Source organism: Sandaracinaceae bacterium (assembly GCA_016706685.1).
Lineage (GTDB): Bacteria > Myxococcota_A > Polyangia > Polyangiales > Houyiibacteriaceae > JADJJE01.
The window spans coordinates 139,092-164,558 of sequence record JADJJE010000001.1; the positions used below are offsets into that span (position 1 = coordinate 139,092).

Genomic DNA, 25,467 nt, shown 5'->3' on the forward strand with positions numbered 1-25,467 from the left:
GCTCAGTGCATGGGCAGCGACGCTGCCGCGCCGTCTTGCGACGCTCGGTGCGTCACGGCCGGGTCCGCGCGCTCGAGGATGGCCCGCACGTCGGTGCCCTTGGGCAGCGCGCCGTAGTTGTGGTGGCCCTGGCCCGCGAGCCGCGACGCGCAGAACGCCTCGCTGACAGCCACGGGCGCGTGCCGCACCAGCAGCGACGCCTGGAACGCGAGCGCCAGCTGGTCCACCAGGTGCCGTGACTGGAACTGGATGTCGGCCACGTCGCGGAAGTCGAGCCCCCCAAAGTGGCCCTTCAGCGCGCACACGTAGGCGTCGAGATGTGAGTTGCCACCGGACGCCAGGTCCACCTCGTGCAGGAAGGCGCGCACCACCTCGGGGTTCTTGCCGATGGCGCGCAGCACGTCCAGGCACTGCACGTTGCCGCTGCCCTCCCAGATGGGGTTGATCACGGACTCACGGTAGAGCCGCGGGTAGATGGAGTTCTCCATGACGCCGCTGCCGCCGATGCACTCCATGACCTCGTAGGTGTGCTGCGGGGTGCGCTTGCAGATCCAGTACTTGCCCACCGCGATGGCAAGGCGCTGTAGGTGCCCCTCGTGGGCGTCGCTGTCACGTGCGTCCAGCGCCCGCGCCATGCGCATGCCGAAGGCGATGGCCCCCTCGTACTCGAGCGCCAAATCGGCGAGCACGTTCTGCATGAGCGGCTGATCGCGCAGCCGCGCCCCAAAGGCCGCCCGCTGGTTGCAGTGGTGGATGGCGTTCGCCAGGCCCACCCGCATGAGCGCGGCCGAGCCGACCATGCAGTCGAAGCGCGTGAGCCCCACCATCTCGATGATGGTGGGCACGCCGCGCCCTTCGTTGCCGATGAGCCAGCCCTGGGCGCCGCGCAGCTCCACCTCGCTCGACGCGTTGGAGCGGTTGGCCATCTTGTCCTTCAGCCGGATGACGTTGAGCGCGTTCTTGCTCCCGTCCGGCAAGAAGCGCGGCACCAGGAAGCACGACGGCCCCGCTGCGGTCTGGGCCAGGATCAGGAACACGTCGCACATGGGCGCCGAGAGGAACCACTTGTGCCCCACCAGCGAGTAGAGCTCGCCCGGCCCTGCGGCGCTCACGGGGGTGGCCTGCGTGCTGTTGGAGCGCACGTCCGAGCCGCCCTGCTTCTCGGTCATGCCCATGCCCACGGTGACCGCGCGCTTCTCGCTGGCCGGCACGTTGCGTGGGTCGTACTCACGCGAGAGGATCTTGGGCTCCCACACGGCGGCCAGCTCGGGCTGCTGGCGAATGCTGGGGATGGACGCGAACGTCATGGTCACTGGGCAGCCGTGCCCAGCCTCCACCTGCCCCTGCATGGCCGACTTCGCCGCGCGCACCACGTGGGCCCCTGGCCGCGGATCCGTCCACGGCGTGGCGTGCAGGCCTTCGCGCAGCGACGTCTCCATGAGGCGGTGATACGCGTCGTGGTAGCGCACCACGTCCACGCGCCGACCGAAGCGGTCGTGGGTGTCCAGCTCGGGGGTGTACTTGTTGGCCAGGTGGCCAAGCTCCAGGTACGAGGCCCGCCCCGTCAGCTCGCCGAACGCCTCGATGCTGGCAGCGCCCCATGCACCGCCTTCGCGGGCGGTGGCCTCCATGAGCGGCTGGTCCGCCGTGAAGAGGTTGTAGTCCACCAGGTCGCTCGCGACGTTGGTGACGGCGTGCGTTTCGCCGAGGTCGTGGGGCGGACTGGGGGGCTGGGTGGTGGCCATGAGGCCAACATTACACAAAGCGCTTCAGTGCGGCAACAGCGTAACGTTTCGTGTGCGACCAGGCCGGGCCTCGATCGTTGTCGTTGTCGTGATCGTCTATCGACTCATCACAAGTTCGTCGGGGCAGTCCGAGGCCGAGTGGATTCTGCAGGTTCCGTTCTGGGCCTTAGTTCCAGCCCGCGAAAGCCGGGCAGCGGGCCTGGGCCTCCGGGGCAAGTCCTCCCTCCGAGGGGGGCCAGCTTGGGTGGACTAGAGGAGCCGAGGTGGCTGGCTGTGGAGGGTTTGGGGCCTGTCGAGGCCTCGAAGGCCTCATGGTTGGTCGTGACTTGCCAACCCACCCGCCTTGGAACGACTAATCGATGAGTAAGCAGCTCGGATCTCGCCCAGAATGATCTCGAGGCTCAACACTTTACCCGCTTCCGAGGCTGAGTCCTCCCTGGAGGGAGGACTTGTCCCCGAAGCCAGGCGAAGGTCCCCGCCCCGGCTTTCAGCCGGGGCGCCCAGGGTGCCTGATACAGCCGCTTCCGCCCAGGAGTCGGCCAGGGTCCTTGGGCCGGCTCCGGTGACCATGGGCCGAACTTGTGATGAGTCGTTAGTCGTGATCGTTGACGGCGACGGCGACGGCGACGCCCTTCCGCAGTGCGAGCGCGCGCTAACGCACGATCAGAGGTACTTTCGTCGCCGTCGCCGTCGCCGTCGCCGTCGCCGACAACGCCCACGTGGAAAGCGCGCCACCGCAGCCCCCCCCGCTGCCGAAGCGCCCGGCCTCAGTTCCCGCGGCCGCGGACCACGTTCTGGCGGGCCTCGCGCAGCATCGGGCGGGCCTCGTGGGCCAGGCTGGAGCGGGGCCAGCGGCGGATCAGCGTGAGGTAGCCCTCGATGGCGTTGTCGAGGTCACCCAGCTCTTCGGCGCACAGCGCGGCCAGGAACACGGCGTCGTCCTGGAGCTCCGGCGAGGTGGTCTGCTCCGCCACCGTGCGGGCGTGGATGATGGCCTCGGCCTGCCGCCCGAGGCGGCGCAGGGCGCGCGCCAGCTCGTACTTCATGGCCGGCACGTGGGGGGCGTCCTCCTTCAGGCGGATGGCCTCCTCCAGCTTGTCGGCGGCCTCGGCGTAGCGGCCGGTCCGCACCAGGTCGAGGCCCACCTGATAGGCCTCGATGCTGAGATCCAGGCGGAAGCGCTCGTAGAAGTCGCGGAAGAACTGCGCCTCGGCCCGCGAGATGTGCGTGTCCTCGGCGATGGTGTCGTAGCGCGTGACCACCTCGCGGCGCTTCTCCTGCCGGATCAGGTCGTAGAAGCGGGCCGCGCGGGCCTCGGCGGCGCTGCGGTCGTCGGCTCGCTGACGCTCCTCCAAGAGCGCGCGGCGCAGGTCCGTGTTGCGCGACTCGAGCGCGAGCTTCTCGGACTCGATGGCGGCGATGGTGGCGTCGGACGCCAGCTTGAGGCCGCCGAACGAGAGGGCCGCGAACAGCGCGTAGGCCACGGCCCCGTTCCAGTTGAAGCGACGCTCGTACCCGGCCTGCCGCTTGGCGATGGACTTGATGTCCGCGCCCAGCGAATTGACGAGGTTGTTCGTCTTGATGGTGAGACCACGAGACTCGATGATCTCTTTCTTGATCTCACGGATCTCCTCGTCGGTCTCGCGCACAGCCCGGGAGTAGCCCCGTTGCGCCGGGCAGGCAAGCCCCACGTCGGGCAGAAGTCGAGCACGCGGCCGCAAACCTATGACATACTGCGCCGCATCCCTTGACGACCCATGACCCGGCGCGTAAAGCGCCGCCCCGGAGGTTCCATGCGTAAGCTTTCCCGTACCCTCAGCGTCCTCACCCTCCTGGCCACCTTGCTGCTCGCGGCATGTGGCGGCCCCACGGTCTACGCCCTCGTCGGCACCCCCCGCTCGATTGGCACCGATGGCCGCGTCGAAGTGGAAGAGTCCGAGGGCGGCAACTACCTGGTGCAAGTGCAGGTCAACCACCTGCCCCCCCCCGCGCGCCTCGCCGAGGGTCTGACCACCTACGTGGTGTGGTTCATCCGTGATGGCGTTGCCCCCACGCTGGCGGGCTCGCTCAATTTCAACGAAGAGGAACGGAATGGCTCCATGCTGGCGACCACTCCGTACTCGCAGTTCCGCGTCCGCGTGACGGCCGAAGAGACTCGGGACGTAGCGTCTCCCAGTGAGTACATCGTCGCCGATCAGCTCGTGCAGGAGTAGTTTCATTGGGTGACACAAGCGAACTCAAGAAGGGCTTCAAGCTCATCAAAGACGACCAGCCGTGGCTCGTGGCGGACTGTCAGTTCGTCAAGCCGGGCAAGGGTCAGGCGTTCTTCCGAACGCGCCTGAAGAACATGATCACCGGGCGCGTGGTGGACCACACCTACAAGTCCGGCGAGAAGATCGACAAGGCCGACACGGAAGAGCGCACCTACCAGTACCTCTACCCCGAGAACGATGATCGCGTGTTCATGGACACCGAGTCGTACGAGCAGATCCATCTCTCGAACGAGCAGCTCGGTGAGTCCGCGGGCTACCTGCTGGACGGCACCAACGTCGACGTCATGTTCTTCAACGGCAAGCCCATCGGGGTGACGCCGCCCACCTTCGTGAACCTCAAGGTCACGGAGACCGAGCCCGGCTTCAAGGGCGACACCAGCAGCAACACCACGAAGCCGGCCACGTGCGAGACGGGGCTGATTGTGGCTGTGCCGCTCTTCGTCGTCGAAGGCGACGTGCTGAAGATCGACACGCGCACCGGCGAGTACGTCGAGCGCGTGAAGTCCTGACACGAGCGGCCAGCGAGCCGACCGTGAGCCCCCTCGCACCGCCCCGGGATGCCATCGAGTCCATACGCCGCTTGCCGGCGATGACCACGGTGACGTTCACGGGGCGCGTCGCTTCCGTCTTGGACGACGCGCTCTTGCTGCAGGACGCGAGCGCGACGGTGTGGGTGGACACGTCGGAGCGCGCGACCCCGCCACTGGGTGCGTGGGTGGAGCTCGAGGGGATCTGGGACGGCAGCCGCGTGCGGGACGCGCTGGTGACCACGCTCAACGCGCCCACTCGGCCGTTCCCCGCAACAGCGGGTGACTGGCGCTGGCTCACGGACCAAGGCGGCCGGCGCATGCGCAACGTGCAGGCGCGCGCGCTGTTGATGCGGGCCGTGCGCGGCTACTTCCAAGGGCAGGACTTCGTGGAGGTGGAGACCCCGGTGGCGGTACCGAGCCCCGGTCTCGACACGCACCTCTCCGCGTTCGGCGTGGACGGTGCGCGCGTGCCGCGCTGGCTCATCACCAGCCCCGAGTACCAGATGAAGCGGCTGCTGGCGGGGGGCCTGCCGCGCATCTACCAGACGTGCCGCTGCTTCCGGCGCGACGAAGCGGGCGCGCTGCACCAGCCCGAGTTCAGCATGCTGGAGTGGTACCGCGGGTGCGCAGGCGCCGAAGACGTGATGGCCGACACGGAGCAGTTGGTGGCCCACGTGGCACGCGCGCTGCGCCGAGACGAGAGCGAGCCGCTGGTCGTGGCCGGGCGAACGGGCCCCATCGACCTGACCCCGCCGTGGCCGCGCCTGCGCATCGCCGAGGCGTTCCAGCGCTATGCGGGCGTGGACGCGCACACGCTGCTGACCGACGAGGCGCGCTTCTTCCAGGTGTATGCCGAGCAGGTGGAGCCCCACCTCGGGCGCGACAAGCCGGTGTTCTTGACGCACTGGCCGGCCAGCATGGCGTCCTTGGCGCGGCTGTTCGACGACGACCCGGCGCACGCCGAACGCTTCGAGGTCATCGTGGATGGCGTGGAGCTGTGCAACGGGTTCGGCGAGCTGATTGACGCGAGCGAGCAAGAGCGGCGGCTCCGGCGCGACCAGGACACCCGACGAGAGCTGGGGTTGCCGGTCTACCCGCTGGACGAGCGCTTCCTGGACGCGCTGCGTGAGGGGCTGCCTCCGTCCGGTGGCAACGCGCTCGGGCTCGACCGGCTGTTGATGTTGCTGCTGGGCGAGACGCACATCGACGACGTGTGCGCCATCCCGCACGACCGCCTCTGACGGCGGCTCAGCGGTACGTGGGAGGCGGAGGAACCGAGCCAGAAGCGTCGGGGGGAGGCAGGGCTGCCCCCGGGTCCGCAGGGACCGCAGCTGGAGCCGGCAGCGTGGCCGCTGCGTTGGCGCGCGCCACAGCGTGCTGAGCGGCGAGGGCCTGAGCGCGCTCTTCGTCGGCGTCGAGCGCGCCGCGCGCGTCACGGTAGGCCACGCGCTGCGGGTCCAGCTCGATGGCGGCGTCCAGCGGCGCGCGCGCCGCCGCATAGTGGCGCGTGATGTCCTCCATGGTGGTGGGGTCGAAGCGCCGCGCCACGCTGAGGTCATAGAGCGCCCGCGCGCGGGTCTCGGCGTCCATGGCGTGCAGCTCGGGGCTGCGCACGGCCTCCTCCAAGAGCACGCGGCCCGCACGCCACTCCCCCGCGCGCAGGTGCACGATGGCCTGCTCCACACGCGGGTCGGGCACGCTCAACAGCCGCACGCGCACGCGCTCGGTGCGCTGATCCAGGTACGGCAGGAGCGTGTCCATGACGCGGTCGATCAGCGCGGCGCTGAGGCGACGACCACCGCCGGTCAGCTCGGCCGCCTCCTGCACGCTGTGAATGACGCGCCCGCTGCGGATGTCCCGCACCGCCATGGTGACCGTCAGCGAGACCACCGCTTCGTCCACGTAGTCGGTGCGCATGCGCGACACGCAGCGCCCGAACGAGCAGTCTTGGTAGTTGATGGTGCGCGGCACGGTCTGCACCCGCACCGACGACAGGGACGACAGGTCCACGACGGCGGTGCCGGGCTCGAGTGTCCCCGCCGCGATCAGCTGGTCCACGTTCTCCCGCGGCATGCGGCGAGCATCCACAGCGGGCGAGCTGCCCACGGGGCTCCGCAAGTGCATCTCCACACGCGCGGCCACGTCGGCGCCAGCCGGCTCGGGTCCGAACGCCACCAGCACCACCGGGTAGACGCGCAGCGGCATGGCCGCGGGATACGACACCACTGCGCTCACGCTCGAGCGCCCGCAGCCCGAGGCCAGCAGCGCAGCGATCAAGAGCCCAGCGACGCGTGACATCACACGCCTATCCTACCTGCTGCTTCGCGCGCTGCCACAGCGCGTCCAGCTCGGCCGGGTCGCGCTCGCGCAGCCCACGCCCCTCTTCGCGAGCCTGCTCCTCCGCAAACGAGAAGCGCGCGCTGAAGCGGTCGAGCGTGCCGCGCAGGGCGGCCTCGGGGTCCAGTGACTCCTTGCGCGCGAAGCTGGCCAGCGCGAAGAGCACGTCGCCCAGCTCGCGCTCCATGGCCGCGCGGTCTCCGCTCTCGGCTGCGGCGTCCAGCTCGCGCAGCTCCTCGTCGACCTTCGCGCGGGCCCCGGCCGCGTCGGGCCAGTCGTACCCCACGGCCGACGCTTTCTCGCCCACGCGTACTGCGCGCAAGAGCGCTGGCATGGCTCGCGGCACACCGTCGAGGGCCCCCTTGGGGCGCGCCTCACCCTTCCCCGCCGCCAGCTTCTCCTGCGCCTTGATGGCCTCCCAGCGCCCCACGGTGCCCTCGGCGGTGTCCATCTGCTCGGCGCCGAAGACCCACGGGTGACGGCGCACCATCTTGTCGGAGATGGCGGTGACCACGTCGCCCGGCCCGAACCAGCCCTTGGCTCGCGCGATCTCGGCCTGGAACACGACCTGCAGCAAGAGGTCGCCCAGCTCCTCGCACAGGGCGCGTGGGTCACCGTGGTCGATGGCCTCCACCACCTCGTAGGCCTCCTCGATCACGTACGGGCGCAGCGACTCGAGCGTCTGCTCGCGGTCCCAGGGGCACCCCTCGGGGGACAGCAGGCGCTGCATGATGGCCACGAGCTCGGGGAGGTTCTCGCCGCGGGGGGCAGGTGAATCGACCATGGCGGACTCTAGCCCAGCACGTGCCGGTTGCCGCTGGTACCCTCAATGGCAACCAAAATGAGCAGGCAGACAGACCAGGTGGCGCACCCCCGCGTGGGCCGCGCCGAGGCACGTTGGGGACATGCCATCGAGCTGGACCCCGCTCCCGATGCGCAGCCGCTCTACGTGCAGATCGCCGAGGCCGTGACGGCCGACGTGCGGCGCGGGGTGCTGCGCCCGGGTGACGCGCTGCCCGGCAGCCGCAGCCTGGCGCTGGCCCTCGGCGTCCACCGCAACACCATCCTGGCGGCGTTTCGAGAGCTCGAAAAGCAGGGATTCCTGAGCACCGAGGCGGCGCGTGGGACACGCATCTCGGAGTCGCTCCCGGACCTTCCCCTCGAGCCCACTTCGCACACGCGTGGCGCGGCGGCGTTCCCGGTACCGCGCGCGCCGACGTTCCGCGTGATGGCCACCCCCGTGGGCCACTACACGCTGCTGGGTGGCATCCCGGACCTGCGACAGGTGCCCACCACGGCGCTCGCACGGGCATACCGGCGCGCGCTGCGGCGCCCTGCCGTGTTGGGCTACGGCGACCCAGCCGGCTCGCGCGCGCTGCGCGTGGGCCTCGCCGCCATGCTGGCGCGGACCCGCGGCCTGGCGCTGACCGAAGACGACGTGGTGGTCACGCGCGGGAGCCAGATGGCGCTCGACCTGATCGCCCGCTCGCTGCTGCGGCCGGGGGACATCGTGGCCGTGGAGGGGCTCGGCTATCGACCGGCGTGGGAGGCCCTGCGCGCCGCGGGCGCGCGCGTGGTGTCCGTGCCGGTGGACAACGACGGACTGGTCGTGGAGCGTCTCGAGGCGCTGGCCGAGAGGCTGCCGCTGCGCGCCGTGTACCTGACGCCGCACCACCAGTACCCCACCACCACCGTGCTCCCCGCGCCGCGCCGCCTGGCGCTCTTGGCGCTGGCCCGCAAGCAGCGCTTCGCCGTGATCGAAGACGACTTCGACCACGAGTTCCACTACGAAGGCCGCCCCATCCTCCCGCTCGCCGCGCGGGCCCCCGAGAGCGTGGTGTACATCGGCACGTTCTCGAAGGTGCTGGCGCCGGGGCTGCGCGTGGGCTGGGTGGTGGCGCCCTCCCCGCTGCGCGAGGCCATCGTGGCGCGCCGCAGCGTGCTCGACCGCCAAGGCGACCTGGCGCTCGAGGAGGCCGTGGCCGAGCTGCTGGAGGACGGCGAGATCACGCGCCACATCCTGCGCATGCGGGGCGTCTACGAGGAGCGCCGCGACGTGATGGTGCGGCTGCTGACCGAGGCGTTCGGCGACACGCTCCACTTCCGCATGCCCCGCGGGGGGATGGCCCTGTGGGCGCGCGTCACCGGCACGGACGTGGACGAGTGGGCGGCTGCGGCGGCGGCCAAGAAGGTGCTGGTGCAGCCCGCCAAGCTCTTCACGTTCGACCGCCGCGCCCGCCCTTTCTTGCGCTTGGGCTACGGCGCCCATGACCCGCAGGAGCTGGGGCGGGCCGTGGCGTTGCTCGCGGCAGCGCGCCCCAGATAGCGGGATCAGCCGCGCGGCTTGGCGTCGCCGGCCGGCGCACCGCAGTGCGGACAGGTCTGCAGCTCCTTCGCGAAGGGTGCCGCGCAATAGGCACAGAACACCCGGCCGGCCACCGTCTGCTCGTTGATGCGTCGCAGCCCGGGGTAGAGCATCTCGAGCTCCGCGGTGCTCATGCGGTCGTTCTCGTCGGCTGGAGACCAGATCACCTCCAGCACCGCGATGCTGTTCCCGTCCAGCGCGATGACCTGATCCAGCAGGTGTCGCACCTCGTTGGCGTTCGTGACGTCGGCCACGTCGATGAGCTCGCGGTGCGCGGCGATTAGCAGCGTCACCACCACCACCCCCTCGCCTTCCTCGCGGCTCACGCGCTGCTCGGGCCCGGCGGTCACCCGCGTGCTGCCGTCGGCGTTGCGGATGAGTTCGTAGCGGAACTTGCTACGCGCGTCGGCGGCCGCGGCTCGAAACACCCGCTCGGCGTCCCGGGGCGCGGCCGGAAGCGCGTTGAGAACAGAGCCATACAGCCACGAGAGCTCTTCGCGGCGCAGCGCCAGCGCCGTCTCACGGGCCATGCGCGCCAGGCCGTCCGGCGTGCTGGTGTCGCCCGTCTTGGCCAGCTGCTCGAGCTGACCCTGGATGTGCTTTCGTGCGCGCCAGTCGATGGCCAGCATGAGGCCGGAGACGTCGATGCCACCCGTGACCGGGAGCGTGCCGCGCACTTGGTCGCCGTGCCTGAAGCGCGAGATGAGCAGCACCACCGCGATGAGCATGAACAAGAAGAAGCAGCAGAACAGCGAGGAGCAGCCGTCACCGCTGCCGCCCTGATAGTTCCCGTCGTAGCCCCCGCCTTGGTACCCCCCCTGGTAGCCGCCGCCGTAGTCGCCGCCGCCGCTGGGTTGGTAGGACGGAGAAGGCGTGTAGCCACCGCCACCGCCGCCACCACCACCGCCCTCGAAGCTGCCGCCGCCGAAGCTGCCTCCCGAGCTCTGTGCATCCACGCCGCTGGCGGGCAACACCAGCGTCAGGGCGAAGAGCAGCGGGAGCCAAGCGCCCAGCGGGCCGCGACATGCGCAGGGGGTGTGCCGGTCGGACATCGCGCACAGGCTCCCACAAGTGGCGCATCGCGGGAAGTTGCCTGCACCGTTGACCGTCGCCCCCCCTGACGACGTCAGGACGGATCCGGCTCGGTCGGCGAGGCCGCTGCGGGGCGCGCGGCCGCCTTCCGCTTCTGCGCGCGGCGCTCCAGCCACAGCAGCGTTGCGGGGATGGTCAGCACGGCGGCCGAGATGCAGGCCACCTCGCTGATGCCACCGGCGTCGCCAAAGGACTGGATGGCCTGGTTCCGCGACGAGTGAAGTGTGATGTAGCCGAGGATGGTGGTGATGGAGCACAGGATGACCGCGCCACCCGTCTCCGCGACCGCCGCTCGGACGGCCTCGGGGTTGCCTTCCGCCTCTTCCTGGACGTAGCGACGCACCACGTTGACCGCGTACTCCACCCCCAGGCCGAAGGCGATGGGAATGGCAATGAAGTTGAGGAAATTGATCTTCAGGCCCAGCACTGCCATGGACGCGCCCATGACGCTGATGCCCAGAAGCAGGCCGCCGAGCGTCACCAGCCGGTCGCGCCAGCGCCGGAACGAGAACGAGACCAGCAGTACGGTGAGCGCGAACGAGAGCGCGATGGTGCGCGGCGCGTCCTCGACGATGGAGTCCACCAGGTCGGCGAAAACCGTGGCCTCACCCGCCAGTGGTGGGCGGCTTCCGTCGGGCAGGCGGATTTCACGGATGTCGCGCGCCCAGCGGGTGAGGTAGCGACCATCCCAGATGCTGACGCCGCGCGCCCGCTCGATGGCGATCAAGCGACCGCGCGTTCCATCGCGCTCCGTGAAGCGCAGCGCGATCTCGTCCGGCAGGTCGGCGTCGCCTATCGCACGCAGGTCCTCTGGCGGCATGTGCTCGTCGATGCGCGCCTGCTGCTCCTCGGTGGCGAAGGCTCGCGCCTCGACCAGCAGCTCGCGGATCTCGGCCACCACGGGGAGCTTCTCGGCCTGCTGCGTGGGCAGCAGGTCATTGATGCTGCGGACACGTCCATAGTTGGGTGGTTCGGTCGTGCGGCCAGCCTCGAGCTGGGCTTGGATGTCTGCCACCAAGGCGCGGTCCGGCAGGGCCATGGCGATGAACGACTGGTCGGTGGTGCCGCGCATCAGAGCGGACACACGCTTGTTGATCTGCCCGGCCCGCGAGGAGTCGGTCCGGTCGGAGCGCAGCTTGCGAAAGTCGTACTCGAGCGGGTCGTGGGCCACGGCATAGGCCACCGTCGCGAACGACGCGACGCCGAGGACGAGGGACACGAAGGCTATGAACCCCGGCCGGAAGCTGACGACGCGCCAGAAGAACGCGCCGAACACGTTGGTCTCACCCGCGAGGGTGGACACGGGCAACGGCCGGAAGCGCTCCCACATGGCCGTGGCGGCAGGCACCAACAGGAGCATCGCGGCCCACGCGAGCAACTGCCCGGCGCTGCCGATGATGCCGAAGTCATGGAAGCCACGGAAGTCCGTGGCGATGAGGGAGGCGTAGGCGGTGGCAGCCGTGGCAGCGGCCGCCAGCGTGCCCGCCCACGCACCCACGTGGGTGCGCTTCATGGCCTCGAGCACGGCGTGCCCCGCCCGACGCTCCTCGAAGTAGCGGGCCAGCCACATGATCATGGGGTTGACGCCGTTGCCGAAGACGATGCTGCCGAGGAACGCCGTGGACGTGTTGAGCGCACCCACCATGACCTGCGCATAGGCAAAGGTGACGAGCACCGGGACGATGAGCGACAAGCCGAGGATGGGGACCACCCGGGGGCGCCGAAAGAAGATGAGGATCGCGATCATGGAGAGCACGAGCGTGAGCCCACCGGCGACGGAGACCTCCTGGAGTATGGCGGCGTGCTCTTCCCGACTGACGATGACGTTTCCCGCGAGTTCGGCTGTGAGGTCCGGCCCGAAGGAGCTCACGTTGATGGCGTCGAGCTCGGCTTGAACCGCGCTGATGAGCGCGCCTGCCCCCTGGTTGTCGCCGCCGGTGAAGTCGCAGCGCACGAAGAACGCGCCGAGGTCGTGCTCGGGGGTGATGTAGAAACCACCCGGGTAGCGCTCGAGCCGTGCTTGGCTCTCCCGCGCGCGACCCTGCATGCGGGAGAGGATGACTTCCGGCGACTCGGGCTCCTCGTCGTCCAACATCACCATGAAGGGGTTGCGACGCATCTTCTCGTAGTCGACCCGCTCCTGCAGCGCGTCGCGGATCTCTTCGAGATCGTCGAGTGGCGCGTAGAGGTGCCGATGCTCGTAGACGAAGTCGTCGTAGGCTCCGAGGGTGTAGTCCACGCTGCGGATGCCGTACGCGTCGAGCGCGGCCATCCGCGGTGCTGCCGCGCGGATGAACCTCTGCATGCCCTCGAGGTCACCCGAGGGGCTCTGCACCGCCACCGTGAGTGTCCTGAGCCCGCCAACGCGATCCCCGAGCGTCTCGAGGTCTCGCACACTCGGCTTGTTCTGCGGCAGGAGCGCCACGAACGACGTGTCGAGCGTGAGCTTGCGCACCAGCACCAGCGAGCCCGCCGAGATGGCGACCGCGATCAGGAGCACCAGGCCGGCGCGTTCGTATTGGAACTGTGCCAGCCGTGCGAGGAACGATTCGAAGCGCTTCATCGTGGGAGTGCCTACCACACGAAGCGCCCCAGGGCCTACCGCGCCGGGCCCTCGGGGCGCAGGAACAGGAGGGTGGTGGGAGACAACACGACGCTGGCGCAGATGCCTGCTGCGGCCGTGATGCCCAAACCGGAGAGCACCGGGTGCTCGGAGAACGCCAACAAGCCGAAGCCCACCAGGGTGGTGGCGAACGCGACGAGCACGCCCAGGAGCGCGGCGTGCAGCGCGGGCTCGTCGCGCTCCGTGATGGCGTCCACCAGGAAGACGCCGTAGTCGTCGCCCATGCTGACCACGAAGAGGAGCGCCGTGAGGGTCACCAAGTCGAGCCCGCGACCCAACAGCGTGAGCACGCAGACGGTGACGCCCACCGCCAGCACCGAGGGCACCAGCACGGCGCAGGTGCGGCGCAGGTTGCGGTAGCGCAGCGCCAGCATGCTGAACACCGCTAGCAGCCCGAACCCCAGCTGCGTGAGCGTTCGCTGCTGGTACTCCCGGTGCGCTTGCCCGAACAGGTCCGACTGACGCAGGAACACCGCGTTGTCGACCGGCTGGAGCCGCGCCTCGAGCGCGTCTGCGTCGGTGACGCCGTGCAGGAACGTGACGAAGCCCACGCGCCCCTCGAGCGCTACGCGGAACGGCCGCACCATGGACGCGAGCGGCGACCCCAAGAGGTCGTCATGGGTGAGCGGCGCGGGCTGCTCGGACGCGAGCGCATCGAAGAACGGCGCAAAGCCGGCCACGGCAAATCCCTCCTCGGCGAACACCCGCTCGAAGCGCGCGCGCAGCGTGGGGTCGCCCACGATCACGTCGCGCACCTCGCGCTGCGTGGTGGCGCTCGGCAAGAACAGCGAGATGGTGCGGTGGCCGTCGAGCTCGCCGGCGGCCTCACCCTGCTGCAGCGCCGCATGCACGCGCTCGCTCGCCTGCAGCGCTTGCTCCTCGGTGTCGCCCAGCGCGACCACGAAGCGCATTTGCTCGAAGTGGGCCACCTTGCTGCGGACGCGCGCGTCTTCGGCGAAGATGCCCGGATCGAGGCGCCCGAGGCTGGCGAAGTCTTCGTTCCAGCGCGCGCGCGGCAGGACGACCGCCACGAACACGGCGGTGACCGCAGGAAAGACCCACAGCCAGCGCCGCTGCGTGCGGAGCGCGTCGAAGCCTCGGGCCAGCGCGTCCACCACACGCGAGCGCAGCGCCACCGGGCGAAACGTGGCCGGCATGAGCGCGGGCAGCATGTAGCGCGTGGCGAGGTACGCGGCGAACATGCCGCTCACGGAGAAGCACGCCACCTCTCGGAGCCCCGAGAGCGACGAGGGAGCCAGCGCCAAGAAGCCCGTGATGGTGGTGGCGGCGCCCGTGGCGAGCGACCTGCCGATGGTGGCGAACGAGGCGTTCCCCTCCTGTGTCCCGGCGTGGAGCGCGTGGAAGCAGTAGACGTGCACCACGTAGTCCACCGACAGGCCGATGAGCGACGCGCCGAAGGCCATGGTGATGCCGTGAACGCGCCCGAAGAGCAGCAAGACCACGAACGAACCCGCCAGCACACCAGCACCCACGGGGATGGAAGCCAGGGCGAGCAGACGGAAGCTGCGGAAGAGCCCGAACAGCATGGCCCCGATGAGGAGCATGGAGAGCGTGGAGACCCGCTGGATGTCGCCCTTGATGGCGGTCGCGGCGCGCGTGGCGAAGCGGTTCAGCCCGCTCTGGTCGAGCTCGAGCGTGCCGTCGAAGGAGCGGTCCACGCGCGCGAACGCGCGCCCAATCCCCGCGATGACGGGCGCCTGCACGTCGGCGTCGAACGCCGAGCTGCGCGTGCTGAGGAACAGCACGGCGGTGCGCTGGTCGCTGGCGATGAACCGCCCGTCCCGCACGGTGAGGTCGTTGGCCGCGGAGCCGCGCAACCCCTGAAAGAGGCCCGGAACGATCTGAAACGGGTCGCGCGGCGCGACGCGGCTGAGCATGGGCGCCATGGGGCTGGCGAGGGCCGTGCGCAGCTCCACGGCCGCGCGCGTGAGCCCGGCGTCGGCGATGCGTGCCCGCGCTTGCGGTGCGTCCGGCGCCAGGAAGCCGAAGCGGCGGGGCTCGTACAGCTCGAAGAGGCCGCGCTCCACGCCCTCGGCCGGGCCGCCCTCGAGCGCCGCGATCTCGGGGGCCACCGACGTCTCCTGCCGAAGCGCGCTCTCGAAGGCGCGGCTCGCGCGCACGGCGGTGTCGGCGTCCGGTGCGCTCAGCGCGAAGATCATGGTGCGGCTGAGCTCGCTCTGAGCGATCTGATGCGAGAGCGCACCCAGCTCACGGTCGTCCGCCTCGGGCAGGAAAGCGTAGAGGTCGGTGGTCACCTCGAAGCGCAGCGCCACGAACGCGCCCAGCGCGAGCAGCACGCAGGTGCCGATCACGAGCGGGCGGTACTTGGCGATGAGCGGTGTGGGGCGCGTGGTCATGGGCACTTCAGGAGGCCTGCTCGGAGTTGCCGCGCCTCCCGGTGGCCCGCCGCGAGTCGTCGCGGATCTTGCCCACCAGCTCTTCGAGCACGTCTTCCAACGTGACGATGCCGAGCGGCTCGGCCGGCGCCTCGGCGTCTGCTTCGAGCACCACCGCGAGGTGCGCATTGGTGCGTTGCATCTGCACCATGACCTCGCGCAGCGAGTCGGTCACCCGCACCGAGGGCAGCGGGCGAACGTGGCGTGGGTCCATGGGCTTCCGACGCGCCTGCGGGTCGTTCTCGAGCAGGTCTTTGATGTGCACGTAGCCCACCAACTGGTCCCCCTGCGCGCGCAACGGAAAGCGCGAGAAGCTGTCGGCCGCGGCGGCCTCGGCCTGGGCCGGAGTGACCCCCAGCGGCAGCGTGCGGACGTGCGCCATGGGCACCAGCACCGAGCGCACGTCACGCTCCGTGAAGTTGAGCGCTCCCAGCAACAGGCGCTCGTCGTTGAGCTCGATCAGCCCTCCGTCCAGCGACTCCTCCACCAGGTCGGCCACTTCGTCGCGCGTGAACGCGCTGGTGACCTCGTGCTTGGGCTCGATGCCCACTAGGCGCAGCATCACGTTGGACACCCCGTTGAGCAGCCACAGCACGGGATAGAGCATCCATACGATGACCACCAGCAGCGGCGCCATGAGCAGCGCGGCGCGCTCGGGCTCTGCCAGGGCCAGGTTCTTGGGCACCATCTCGCCGATGATCACGTGCAGGAACGTGACCAGCGTGAGTGCCAGCGTGAACGAGATGGGGTGCAGGAACGCCGCAGGGACCCCGGCGAGCTCCATGGGCACCTCCATGAGGTGCGCGATGGCCGGCTCGCTGAGCGAGCCCAGCGCCAACGAAGCGATGGTGATGCCGAGCTGAGCCCCGGCCATCATGAGCGACACGTGCTCCATCGCATACAGCGTGACCTTGGCGGGCAGCGAGCCCCCCTCGGCGCGCGGCTCGATCTTGGTGCGACGCACGGAGATGAGGGCGAACTCGGCCGCCACGAAGAACGCGTTGAGCACCAAGAGGCCAACCGTGAGCACCAGCCCGAGCACGTCGTTCATGGCTCGTCCTCGACATCGGGCACGCCCTCGAAGGAGACCAGGCGCAAGTGGACGGCGTCCACGCGGTGCCCGTCCACCTCGGTCACGACGATTTCCACGGTGCGCGGGTCATCGCCGCCCGTGGGCTCCTCCTCGACGAGCACGGTGTCGCCCACCTCGCCCAGACGCCCCAGCTCGAACGTGACCAGCCCTCCGATGGTGTCGTAGGTGTCGCTCTCCGGGATGTGCAGCCCGGTGAGCTCGTTCACCGAGTCCACGCGCATCAGGCCAGAGAGGTCCCAGCTGCCATCGGATGCGTGCACCGGGTCTTCCTCGTAGTCGTGCTCGTCGCGCACGTCCCCGACGATCTCTTCCACCAGGTCCTCGAAGGTGACCAGCCCCACCAGCGAGCCGAACTCGTCCACCAGCAGCGCCATGTGGCGCCCGCTCGCGCGCAGGTCGTCCATGAGGTCATCGAGTGGGATGGAGTCCGGCACGAAGTTCGCCTCGGCCAGGATGGACGTGACCGGCGTGACCGCCCGCTTCTCGAAGGGGATGCGCAGCGCGGCGCGCACCTCGATGACGCCGATGATCTGGACGTCACCGCCCTGCACGCCTCCGCTGACGGGGAAGCGGGAGTGTCCAGTCTCCTTCGCCAGCGCGATGAACTCGGCGACGGTGGCCTCCATGGGCACCGAGATGAGCTGCGGGCGCGGCGTCATGGCGTCGCGGGCGTAGCGCTCGCCGAACGCCAGCGAGCGCTCCATCAGCTCGGCGGTCTCGCGCGCGAGCGTCCCTTGCTTCGCCGAGTGGCGCACCAGGGCGGTGAGCTCTTCGGCGGAGCGCGCCGAGGCCAGCTCCTCCTGCGGCTCCACACCCAGCTTGCCGAGGATGCGGTTGGCCACCCCGTTGGTGAAGCGGATGGGCCACGCCATGCCGGCGGTGAACGCGCGGTGCAAGCCTTGCACGGCGCGCGCCGTGGCCATGGGGCGCGCGATGGCCAGGTTCTTGGGGAGCAGCTCCCCGAACAGCATGGTGGTAGCCGTGGCGACCACCAGCGACACCGTGATGGAGGCCGCGCCCACGGACGCAGCAGGCACACCCAGGTGCAGCAGCAGCGGGAGGATCAGCACCGCGATGGACGGCTCGGCCAGGAAGCCGATGGCGAGGTTGGTGATGGTGATGCCCAGCTGAGCGCCCGACAGCTGCGTGGAGAGCGAGCGCAGCGCGGTGGCCACGCCCTCGGCCTTCTTGTCACCTTCGCTCGCCGCCGCCTCCACGGACGCGCGGTTCACGGTGATGAAGGCGAACTCCGCCGCCACGAAGACACCGCAGGCCACCACCAACAAGCCCGCGAGCCCGAGCAGGAGCGCGGGGGTCATGGGCACACCCCGCACGAGACCATGGGATGGTCGGTTCGCCGCGGGTCGGGATCACTGGGGGCAAGCATCGTCGTCATCCGCCGGGGGGCAGCGCTGCCCTACCCCGTGGTCATACGCCGCGCAAGCCCGCAGGCGCTCTCGGGGGCAGCTCAGGCCCCGTCTGGCGTGCCCTCCGCGATGCCCTTGTCGATGCCCGCAGCCATGCGCGAAAGAGCTGCAAACCGGCCACGTGGCGCTGTGGCGCCCGGGGGCAGAGCGGCCGCGGCAGCCTTGGTCTCGGCCGAGAGCACGCTCACCAGGCCGTTCAAGATGCCCACGTAGTAGCGCAGCTGCTCGGTCACGTCGTCGGTGGCGGGAGACGACGCGTAGCGGTAGCCGGCGCCAATCACGCTCTGCATGGTGGCCCGGTCCGGGAACTTGAAGTTGGCCGCCAACGCCAGGCCGAACATGGTGCCGAACTGCTCGATGAGGTCCATGGGGTCCACCGGGTTGGACGCCTGGTAGGCCGCCTTCGCGAAGGCGATGGTGGTGAAGCTCTTGAGGATGTCGCGGACCTTCGCCACCGGGATGTCGGTGGTGGGCCCGGGCAGGCTCACCTTTGGGGGTGTGGACGGATAGGTGGCGTCGATGCGCGTGTCGTAGGTGCGGCCCAGCGCCTTGGCCACCTGGTTGGCCACGAAGCGGCCCTCGTTGATGGCACCGTCCATGTACCCGAGGCTGTGGCGGATGTCGGAGTACTTCTGTGTGGCGGGGTCGAAGTAGCGGGACACGCTGCCCGGGTCCACCTTGCGCGCCAGCTCGGCGGCCGCGAACCACACGTTCCCGTCCAGCGCCTGGTTGAGGGTCTTGGCGGGGGCGGCCGGTCCTGTGAGCATGTTGGGCCCGAACACGGTGTTGGGGCCGCCTCCCGAGAAGGGGGTGTACTCGTTCCAGGTGAAGAGCTGGAGCCCCACGAACAGCCCGCCGTCCACCAGCGCGCGCGGGTCGTCGAACAGGAAGCACAGGTTCTTCGTGACCAGCTCCGTCACGGCCTCCTTCGACGGGTTGGGGCCCAGGTCGGTCACGTAGTCGCCGATGGTGAACGTCATCAGGCACCACACGCCAGACCCGTCTTCCGGCGAGTAGTCCATGACCCACGTCACGGGGAAGCTGGAGGCGCCGGAGTAGCCCGTGTACGCGAGCGTGTGGCTGCTGCGCCACCAGGGCTCCGAGTAGAAGAGCATGCACTTGATGGTGCGGCCCATGGGCTGGTCGCAGAGCGCCTTGTAGCCGTCCGGGAGCGCGGGCGTGAACGCGAGCTTGCCCACCGTGTGCGGAGACATGGCCACCACCACCTGGCTGGCCTCCCAGACATCGCCGCTCGCCGTGGTGACCGTCACGGTGGCATCGCCGCGCGTGATGTCGCTGACGACGGCGCCGAACGTGATCTTGTCGCGGATGGGGTCCGCCACCTTCTGCACGAGCGCGTCCACACCGCACCGCAGGTAGTACTGTTGCGGGCCGCCCTCTTCGTCGTTGCACTCTTGCAGGAAGCCGTCGTTGCACGCCGAGTACCAAAAGAAATAGAAGGGCGAGATCTGCGGGGGCTCCACGGAGATGACCGCGTTCACCGCCACGGACACCAGGCTGCGCGCACCCGGCGGCATCCAGTCGGCGCCCAGCCACTCGTCCATGGCGAGCTGGTCGAGGGCCAGCAGCTCCTTCGGTGAGTTCCACGGCTCGAGCACGTCGATGGCGCGCTCGATGGTCTGGATCTGGTCGATCATGAGCACGGTCGCGAGCAGGTCGAACAAGCCGATGCCTGGGGGCAGGCCGCCGATGTCGAACAGGCACTTGTCGCGGTCGTAGCAGTAGCGCTTTCCGTCCACGAGCATGATCTGCTCGCGGTAGGGCTTGCGCAGCGCGTACCCGTCCACCAGCTGGTCGGGGCAGTGCTCCTGGATGAGCGCCCAGATCGCGGTCTGATCCTGGCCCACGTACTGCGCGCCGTGCTCCCAATAGAGCTTGTGGGGGCTGCTGGGGTTGGGGTTGTACTCGAAGGAGTACGCACGGCCGCCGAGACGCACCGGGTCCGCCTCCAGCAGCTGGAAGTCCACGCCCAGCTTCGCGAGCTCCGTCGCCGCCGACACGCCCGTCCAGCCACCCCCAATGATCAACACGTCGGTCTGCTTCTTGGCCATCGCTACCTCCATCGGTGGCCTGTGGGTGTATCACGCACGCCGCTCGGAACCTACGCCGCAGACGGCCGCGTGAGGGACGTGGTATGAGTCGCGGCGCGCATGCCGAGCTACGAGGGCTTCGAGATCAAGGACGTGGTGCATCGCGGTGCGAGGAGCACCGTGTTGCGCGCGGTTCGGCGTGCCGACGACGTGCCCGTGGTGCTCAAGCACCCCACCACCGACGTGCCCAGCGCAGGCACCCTGCGGCGCCTGCGCTACGAGCTGGACGTGGGGGCGCGGCTCGCCACGCGCTCGGGGCTACCGTACCTGGGTGAGCACCGCTTCGGCACGTCGGCGGCCATCGTCATGGAGGACCTGGGTGCCGTGGATCTCGAGCGCCGCTTCGGGAACACGCGGGTGCCCCTCGCCGAGTGGCTGGTGCTGGCCCGCAAGATCGCGCTGGCCCTGGCCGACCTGCACGCGCTCGGCTTCGCGCACGGTGACGTGAAGCCCGCCAATGTGCTGAGCACCGTGTACGGGCGCGTGATGCTGTGCGACTTCGGCAACTCGCTCACCCTCGGCGCGTCACGGCGCTTCGCGTCCCTGGGCGGCACGCTGGCGTACATCCCTCCGGAGCAAACCGGGCGAACGGACCGCGACCTGGATCACCGGGCCGACCTGTACTCCCTGGGGGCCACGCTGTTCCAGCTCTTGGTTGGGCGCCTGCCCTTCGAGTACGACGACCCGCTCGCGCTGCTGCATGCGCACTTGGCCCGCAAGGCGCCGCTGGCCAGCTCCATCGCGCGGGGTGTCCCCGCGCCGGTGGACGCGCTGCTGGACCGGCTGCTGGCCAAGGACCCGCGCGACCGCTACCAGAGCGCCGAGGGCGTGGCGTTCGACCTCGAGCAGATCACGCGTGCCCTGGACACGCCGGGCGACGCGCTCGACCGCATCGTGTTGGGGACGCGCGACGTCAGCAGCGCCCTGCCGCTCGAGGAGCGTCTGGTGGGCCGCGACGTGGAGCTGCTGGTGCTGTCCACGGCCTTCGAGCGCCTGGTGCCCGGCACGCCGGAGTTCGTGTTCGTGCGTGGGCCCTCGGGCATCGGCAAGACGGCCCTCGTGCGCGAGCTGGCGCCGCGCTTCGCGTCGCTGCGTGCCCACGTGTCGTTCGGCAAGTTCGAGGGGCAGAAGCGCCGCGTGCCGCTGCTGGCCATCTTCGAGGCGCTGCGCTCCCGCATGCGGGCGCTGCTGTCGGAGCCCGAGGAGCAGCTGGCCAAGTACCGGGTGCGCATCAGCGAGGCCATCGGTGCCAACGGCGCGCTGCTGGCGGAGCGCGTTCCGGAGCTGCGCGCGCTCTTGCCCGAGATGCAGGGTGTCCCCGAGGTGTCGCCCGACGAAGAGCAGGCACGCTTCGGCCAGCTGGCGCAGGCGTTCTTGTCGGCCCTGTCCACCCAGAGCGAGCCGCTGGTGCTGTTCCTGGACGACCTGCAGTGGGCCGACGACGCGTCGCTCCGCTGGCTCTCGGCGCTGGCAGGCAGCGGCACCGCGCACGTGCTGGTCATCGGCGCCTATCGCGAGAACGAGGTGGACGCTGCGCATCCGTTGAGCAGCACCCTCGCCACCATTCGCACGCGTGCGCGGGTGTCCGAGGTGAGCGTGGGCCCGCTCGAAGAGGCCGACACGCTCGCTCTGGTGTCCGGCTGGCTGGGGCGGCGCGACGCTGCGGTGGCAAAGCTCGCCGCGGGCCTGCACGCACTCACCCACGGCAGCCCCTTCTACCTGCGGCAGCTCATCGCCACGCTGCACCGCGAGGGCGTCGTCCACTTCGACTCCGCCTCCATGCGCTTCGAATGGGACGACGCCGCCATCGAAGCGCGCGGCTACAGCGACAACGTGGTGGAGTTCATGGTGCACGCGCTCACCCAGCTGCCCGAGGACACGCGCGGGTTGCTCGCGGTGGCGTCCATCGTGGGCACGCGCTTCCAGCTGTCCACCGTGGCTGCGCTCGCCTCCGTGGACGTGGACACCGTGGACACGGGCCTCGAGCTGCCGCGCCTGCGCCGCTTCGTCGGCCCGGACAGCGACGACGAAGACGGCTATCGCTTCACGCACGACCGGGTGCAAGAAGCCGCCTACGCGCTCATGCCGCGCGACCAGCGCACCGCCCTGCACCTCTCGGCGGCGCGCATGCTCATGAGCACCGAGCTGCCGGACGCGCGCGTGTTCGAGGCCATCCGGCACTTCGACGAGGCGCAGGCGCTCATCGAAGACGAAAGCGAGCGGGCGCAGTGGGCCGACCTCGCCCTGCGCGCCGCGCGCCTGGCCAAGACTGCGGGGGCTTGGGAGACCGCGCGCCACCATGTGGGCATGGCCGCGAGTCTGCTCGGGCCCGCCCTCCACACGCGCGACTTCACCCGGTTTCGTGCCATTACCGAAGAGCTCGCCGAGACCAGCTACCTGCTGGGCGAGTACGCCGCCACCGACGCAGCCATCGACGCCCTGCTCACCCACGCGCGCACCATCGAGGATCGCGCGGCGGCCTACGTACTGCGGCCCGTGTCGTTGTTGGCGCGCAACGAGCTGGGCGGGTCGCTGTCGGCCGCCAAGCTCATCCTCCGGAACGTGGGCGTGAAGCTGCCGGCCCGCGCCAAGACGGGGCACATCCTGCGCGGGCTGGCGGTCACCAAGTGGCGTCTGCGCAACGCGACCCCAGCGTCCATGATGGCCCTCCCCGACGCCTCGTCCACCGAGATGCAGATCGCGCTGCAAATCCTCACGGGCATCAGCGGCACCAGCTTCCTCGCCGAGCCAGAACTCTATCCGCTCATCACGGTCGAGGGCATCCGCCTCACGCTTCAGCACGGTGTCTCGGAAGGCTCGGCCGAGTGCTTCGCCGGGTTCGCGGCCGTGCTGGTGTCGGGGCTGTTCGACGTGCCGGGTGGGCGCCGCGTGGTGGACCTCGCCAAGGCGCTACTGCTGGGGCCTGGTCGCGCGCAGCGCGTCCACCGTGTGCTGGCGGCGGAGGCCATCTTCGTGCTCCCGTGGGAGCGTCCCCTCGGTGAGTCGGTGGAGGCGCTCTTCGACGCCCAACGGGCGGCGAACGAGCAGGGTGACACCCAGTACGCCGCCATCGCGGGGCCCGCGGGGTGCTTCCACGCCCTGGTCGCTGGCCAGGAACTGGAGGCGCTCGAGGCCGTGCTCAACCGGCAGCTGGCAGCCTCCGAGCGCACGCGCCACCGCTACAGCGAAGGCGACATCCGCCGCCAGCTGGCCTTCGTGCGCTGCCTGCGCGGCACGAGCGCGAGCCCCACTCGCATGGTGGGTCCGGGCTATGACGAAGACGCCGACTCACACGAGCAAGAGACCGCAGGCGCCAAGAACTCCGCGTCGGCGCTGGCCTGGTATCAGGGCCGGCTGGCGCTGACGTTCGGCAACCGGGAGCGGGCCAAGGAGCGGGCTATCCGCGCCATGCTGGACGTCGGTGCGCACCAGGGCACACAGCTCACGCCGCAGATCTGGTTCCTGCACGCTATCGCGCACCTGCGCTTCGACGAGCTGGGGGTGTCCCAGAAGGCGCTGGCGCTGCTGCGCGGCATGGAGCGCGCGGTGCCCACGTCGTTCGGTCACCTGGCGGATCTCGTGGCCGCCGAGCGCGCACGCGTGAAGAGCAACGCCAACGAGGCCGCGCGCTTCTACGAGCTGGCCGTCAGGCGCGCCCAAGCCGCCGGCATGCCGCAAGACGCCGCCCTGGCCGCCGAGCTCGCTGCCGAGTTTTGGCGGCAGCGTGAGGTGCCCACCGTGGCCACCGGCTACCTCGAGCGCGCGCGCAGCTACTACGCCGCGTGGGGGGCGGGCGCCAAGGTGGCGGCCCTCGACCCGCACTTCGCAGACCGCCTGCCCAGCGAGACCACCAGCACGTCTTCGGGGTCCATCACCACCACGGGCAGCAGCTCGCGCTTCGACCTCGACGCGGTGGTGCGTGCGTCCAACGCCATCGCCTCCGAGCGCACCGTGGAGGGCGTGGTGCGCAACGTGCTGCTGGCGCTCATCGGCGACGCCGGCGCCGAGCGCGCGGTGCTGCTGCGCGCGGCGGGCAGCGGCGACCTGGCGGTCATCGCCGAGGCCACCTCCGCGCGCGGCGAAGTGGTCATCCTGGACGTGCCGCTGGATGCGTATCCGGACGTGCCCGCCAAGATCGTCCGTTATGTGGAGCGCTCGGGCTCACCGGTGGTGCTGCGAAACGCCGCAGTCACAGGCGAATTCACGCGTGACCCGTACGTCATCCGGCGCCGCTCGCGCTCGTTGGTGTGCGCGCCCATCACCGACAAGAGCGTGCTGGTGGGTATCGTGGTGTTGGAGAACGACCTGGCCGAGGCCTCGTTCACCGCGGGGCGCCTGGACGTCATCACCATGCTGGCCGCGCAGGCCGCCGTCTCCATCGCCAACGCCGAGCTGTACCAGACGCTGGAGGACCGCGTGCGCGAGCGTACGGAGGCCCTCGAGGTGCGCAACGCGTTCATCCGGCAGATCTTCGGGCGATACCTGAGCAACGAGGTGGTGGACAGCCTGCTCGAGCGCAGCGAGGGGCTCGCGTTCGGCGGCCAGCGCCGCGAGGTGACCATCGTCTTCTCCGACCTGCGCGGCTTCTCAACGCTCACCGACGAGCTCGAGCCGGAGCAGGTGGTGCGGCTGCTCAACAACTACCTGAGCGTGATGACCGACATCATCCAGCGGCACCACGGCACCATCGACGAGATCCTGGGCGACGCCATCCTGTGCATCTTCGGCGCCCCCCTGCGGCGGGCCGACGACGCCGAGCGCGCCATCACGTGCGCGCTCGAGATGCAGCAGGCCATGGAGCAGGTCAACGCCTGGAACCGCGCACAGGGCCTGCCCGAGGTGGAGATGGGCATCGGCATGCACACGGGCGACGCCATCGTGGGCAACATCGGCTCTGAGAAGCGCTCGAAGTACGGCGTGGTGGGGACCCCGGTCAACATCGCCAGCCGAATCGAGTCGTTCACGCTGGGTGGTCAGGTGCTGGCGTCGGGGGCCACCGTCGCCGCGGTGCGCTCGCCCCTGCACGTGACCAACGAGCTGACGGTGCACCCCAAGGGCTCGCCCGACCCCATCCGGCTCGTGGAGATCAGCGGCATCGACGGTGCCACCCCCATCCGCATCGAGCCGGTGAGCCTGCCGCTGTTGCCCCTGCGCGCGCCCCTGACGGTGCGCTGCGCCATCGTGGAGCGGAAGTCCATCTCGGAGCAGCGCTTCGAGGTGGAGATCATCGCCGCCTCCGCCAAGGGCGCCGAGCTGCGCTCCGCCGTGGCCATCCCGCTCATGACCGACCTCATGGTGCGCTTCGACGACGCGAGTTCGCGCGTGGCCGACGCGTTCGCCAAGGTGGTGGGCCCAGGCAGCGGCGCGGGCACGTACGTGGTCCGCTTCACCACGCTCTCGCCCACGGGGCGCGCGCTGCTGCTGGGGGGCGTGGCGCCGTAGCGGGTTTGCGCG

Annotated in this window: 15 protein-coding genes; 5 read left to right on the top strand and 10 right to left on the bottom strand. The window is 70.0% G+C overall.

The annotated features are described in order from the left end of the window. Positions 1–2: 2 nt before the first annotated feature. Both IPI43_00605 and IPI43_00610 read right to left on the bottom strand, forming a co-directional pair. Positions 3–1,745: an acyl-CoA dehydrogenase family protein gene (locus IPI43_00605; GenBank protein MBK7772630.1), complete on the bottom strand. Its 1,743-nt coding sequence runs from the start codon at positions 1,743–1,745 to the stop codon at positions 3–5. 767 nt (positions 1,746–2,512) lie between these two features. Continuing rightward, on the bottom strand, positions 2,513–3,394 hold the full coding sequence (locus IPI43_00610) for a tetratricopeptide repeat protein (GenBank protein MBK7772631.1): 882 nt from the start codon (positions 3,392–3,394) through the stop codon (positions 2,513–2,515). 144 nt (positions 3,395–3,538) lie between these two features. On the opposite strand from IPI43_00610, the gene IPI43_00615 reads away from it, so the two are divergent. The 3 genes from IPI43_00615 to genX all read left to right on the top strand — a co-directional run bounded on the left by IPI43_00615 (position 3,539) and on the right by genX (position 5,789). Beyond that, complete coding sequence (locus tag IPI43_00615; GenBank protein MBK7772632.1) at positions 3,539–3,958, top strand: hypothetical protein; 420 nt, start codon at positions 3,539–3,541, stop codon at positions 3,956–3,958. Between the two features lie 5 nt (positions 3,959–3,963). Beyond that, a complete protein-coding gene (gene efp, locus IPI43_00620) occupies positions 3,964–4,527 on the top strand; it encodes an elongation factor P (GenBank protein ID MBK7772633.1) in 564 nt (187 codons plus the stop codon). 338 nt (positions 4,528–4,865) lie between these two features. Next, on the top strand, positions 4,866–5,789 hold the full coding sequence (gene genX, locus IPI43_00625) for an EF-P lysine aminoacylase GenX (protein ID MBK7772634.1): 924 nt from the start codon (positions 4,866–4,868) through the stop codon (positions 5,787–5,789). Positions 5,790–5,796: 7 nt separating this feature from the next. On the opposite strand, the gene IPI43_00630 is transcribed toward genX, so the two are convergent. Together IPI43_00630 and mazG are read right to left on the bottom strand one after the other, a co-directional pair. Then, positions 5,797–6,846 carry a hypothetical protein gene (locus tag IPI43_00630; GenBank protein MBK7772635.1) on the bottom strand — a complete coding sequence of 350 codons (1,050 nt, stop codon included), beginning with the start codon at positions 6,844–6,846 and terminating at the stop codon, positions 5,797–5,799. A gap of 7 nt (positions 6,847–6,853) precedes the next feature. Next, complete coding sequence (mazG, locus tag IPI43_00635) at positions 6,854–7,669, bottom strand: nucleoside triphosphate pyrophosphohydrolase (protein MBK7772636.1); 816 nt, start codon at positions 7,667–7,669, stop codon at positions 6,854–6,856. Between the two features lie 57 nt (positions 7,670–7,726). Between mazG and IPI43_00640 the strand changes: the two genes are divergently transcribed. Then, positions 7,727–9,211 (top strand): PLP-dependent aminotransferase family protein, encoded by a 1,485-nt coding sequence (locus IPI43_00640; GenBank protein MBK7772637.1) that lies wholly within the window; start codon positions 7,727–7,729, stop codon positions 9,209–9,211. A 5-nt stretch (positions 9,212–9,216) separates the two neighbouring features. Here IPI43_00640 and IPI43_00645 read toward each other — a convergent pair whose 3' ends face one another. From IPI43_00645 to IPI43_00670, 6 genes are all read right to left on the bottom strand, one after another. Further along, on the bottom strand, positions 9,217–10,302 hold the full coding sequence (locus tag IPI43_00645; protein ID MBK7772638.1) for a DUF1517 domain-containing protein: 1,086 nt from the start codon (positions 10,300–10,302) through the stop codon (positions 9,217–9,219). Positions 10,303–10,376: 74 nt separating this feature from the next. Then, positions 10,377–12,905: an MMPL family transporter gene (locus IPI43_00650; protein MBK7772639.1), complete on the bottom strand. Its 2,529-nt coding sequence runs from the start codon at positions 12,903–12,905 to the stop codon at positions 10,377–10,379. A 35-nt stretch (positions 12,906–12,940) separates the two neighbouring features. Continuing rightward, positions 12,941–15,343, bottom strand: a complete 2,403-nt coding sequence (locus IPI43_00655; GenBank protein ID MBK7772640.1) for a hypothetical protein — start codon at positions 15,341–15,343, stop codon at positions 12,941–12,943. Between the two features lie 7 nt (positions 15,344–15,350). Further along, positions 15,351–16,433: an HlyC/CorC family transporter gene (locus IPI43_00660; GenBank protein MBK7772641.1), complete on the bottom strand. Its 1,083-nt coding sequence runs from the start codon at positions 16,431–16,433 to the stop codon at positions 15,351–15,353. Continuing rightward, positions 16,430–17,794: an HlyC/CorC family transporter gene (locus IPI43_00665; protein MBK7772642.1), complete on the bottom strand. Its 1,365-nt coding sequence runs from the start codon at positions 17,792–17,794 to the stop codon at positions 16,430–16,432. The genes IPI43_00660 and IPI43_00665 overlap by 4 nt, the downstream gene beginning before the upstream one ends. A gap of 149 nt (positions 17,795–17,943) precedes the next feature. After that, complete coding sequence (locus tag IPI43_00670; GenBank protein ID MBK7772643.1) at positions 17,944–19,974, bottom strand: FAD-dependent oxidoreductase; 2,031 nt, start codon at positions 19,972–19,974, stop codon at positions 17,944–17,946. Positions 19,975–20,073: 99 nt separating this feature from the next. Here IPI43_00670 and IPI43_00675 point away from each other — a divergent pair, with 99 nt between their 5' ends. Next, positions 20,074–25,455, top strand: coding sequence for an AAA family ATPase (locus IPI43_00675; GenBank protein MBK7772644.1), 5,382 nt, complete (start codon positions 20,074–20,076; stop codon positions 25,453–25,455). The last annotated feature ends 12 nt before the right edge of the window (positions 25,456–25,467 follow it).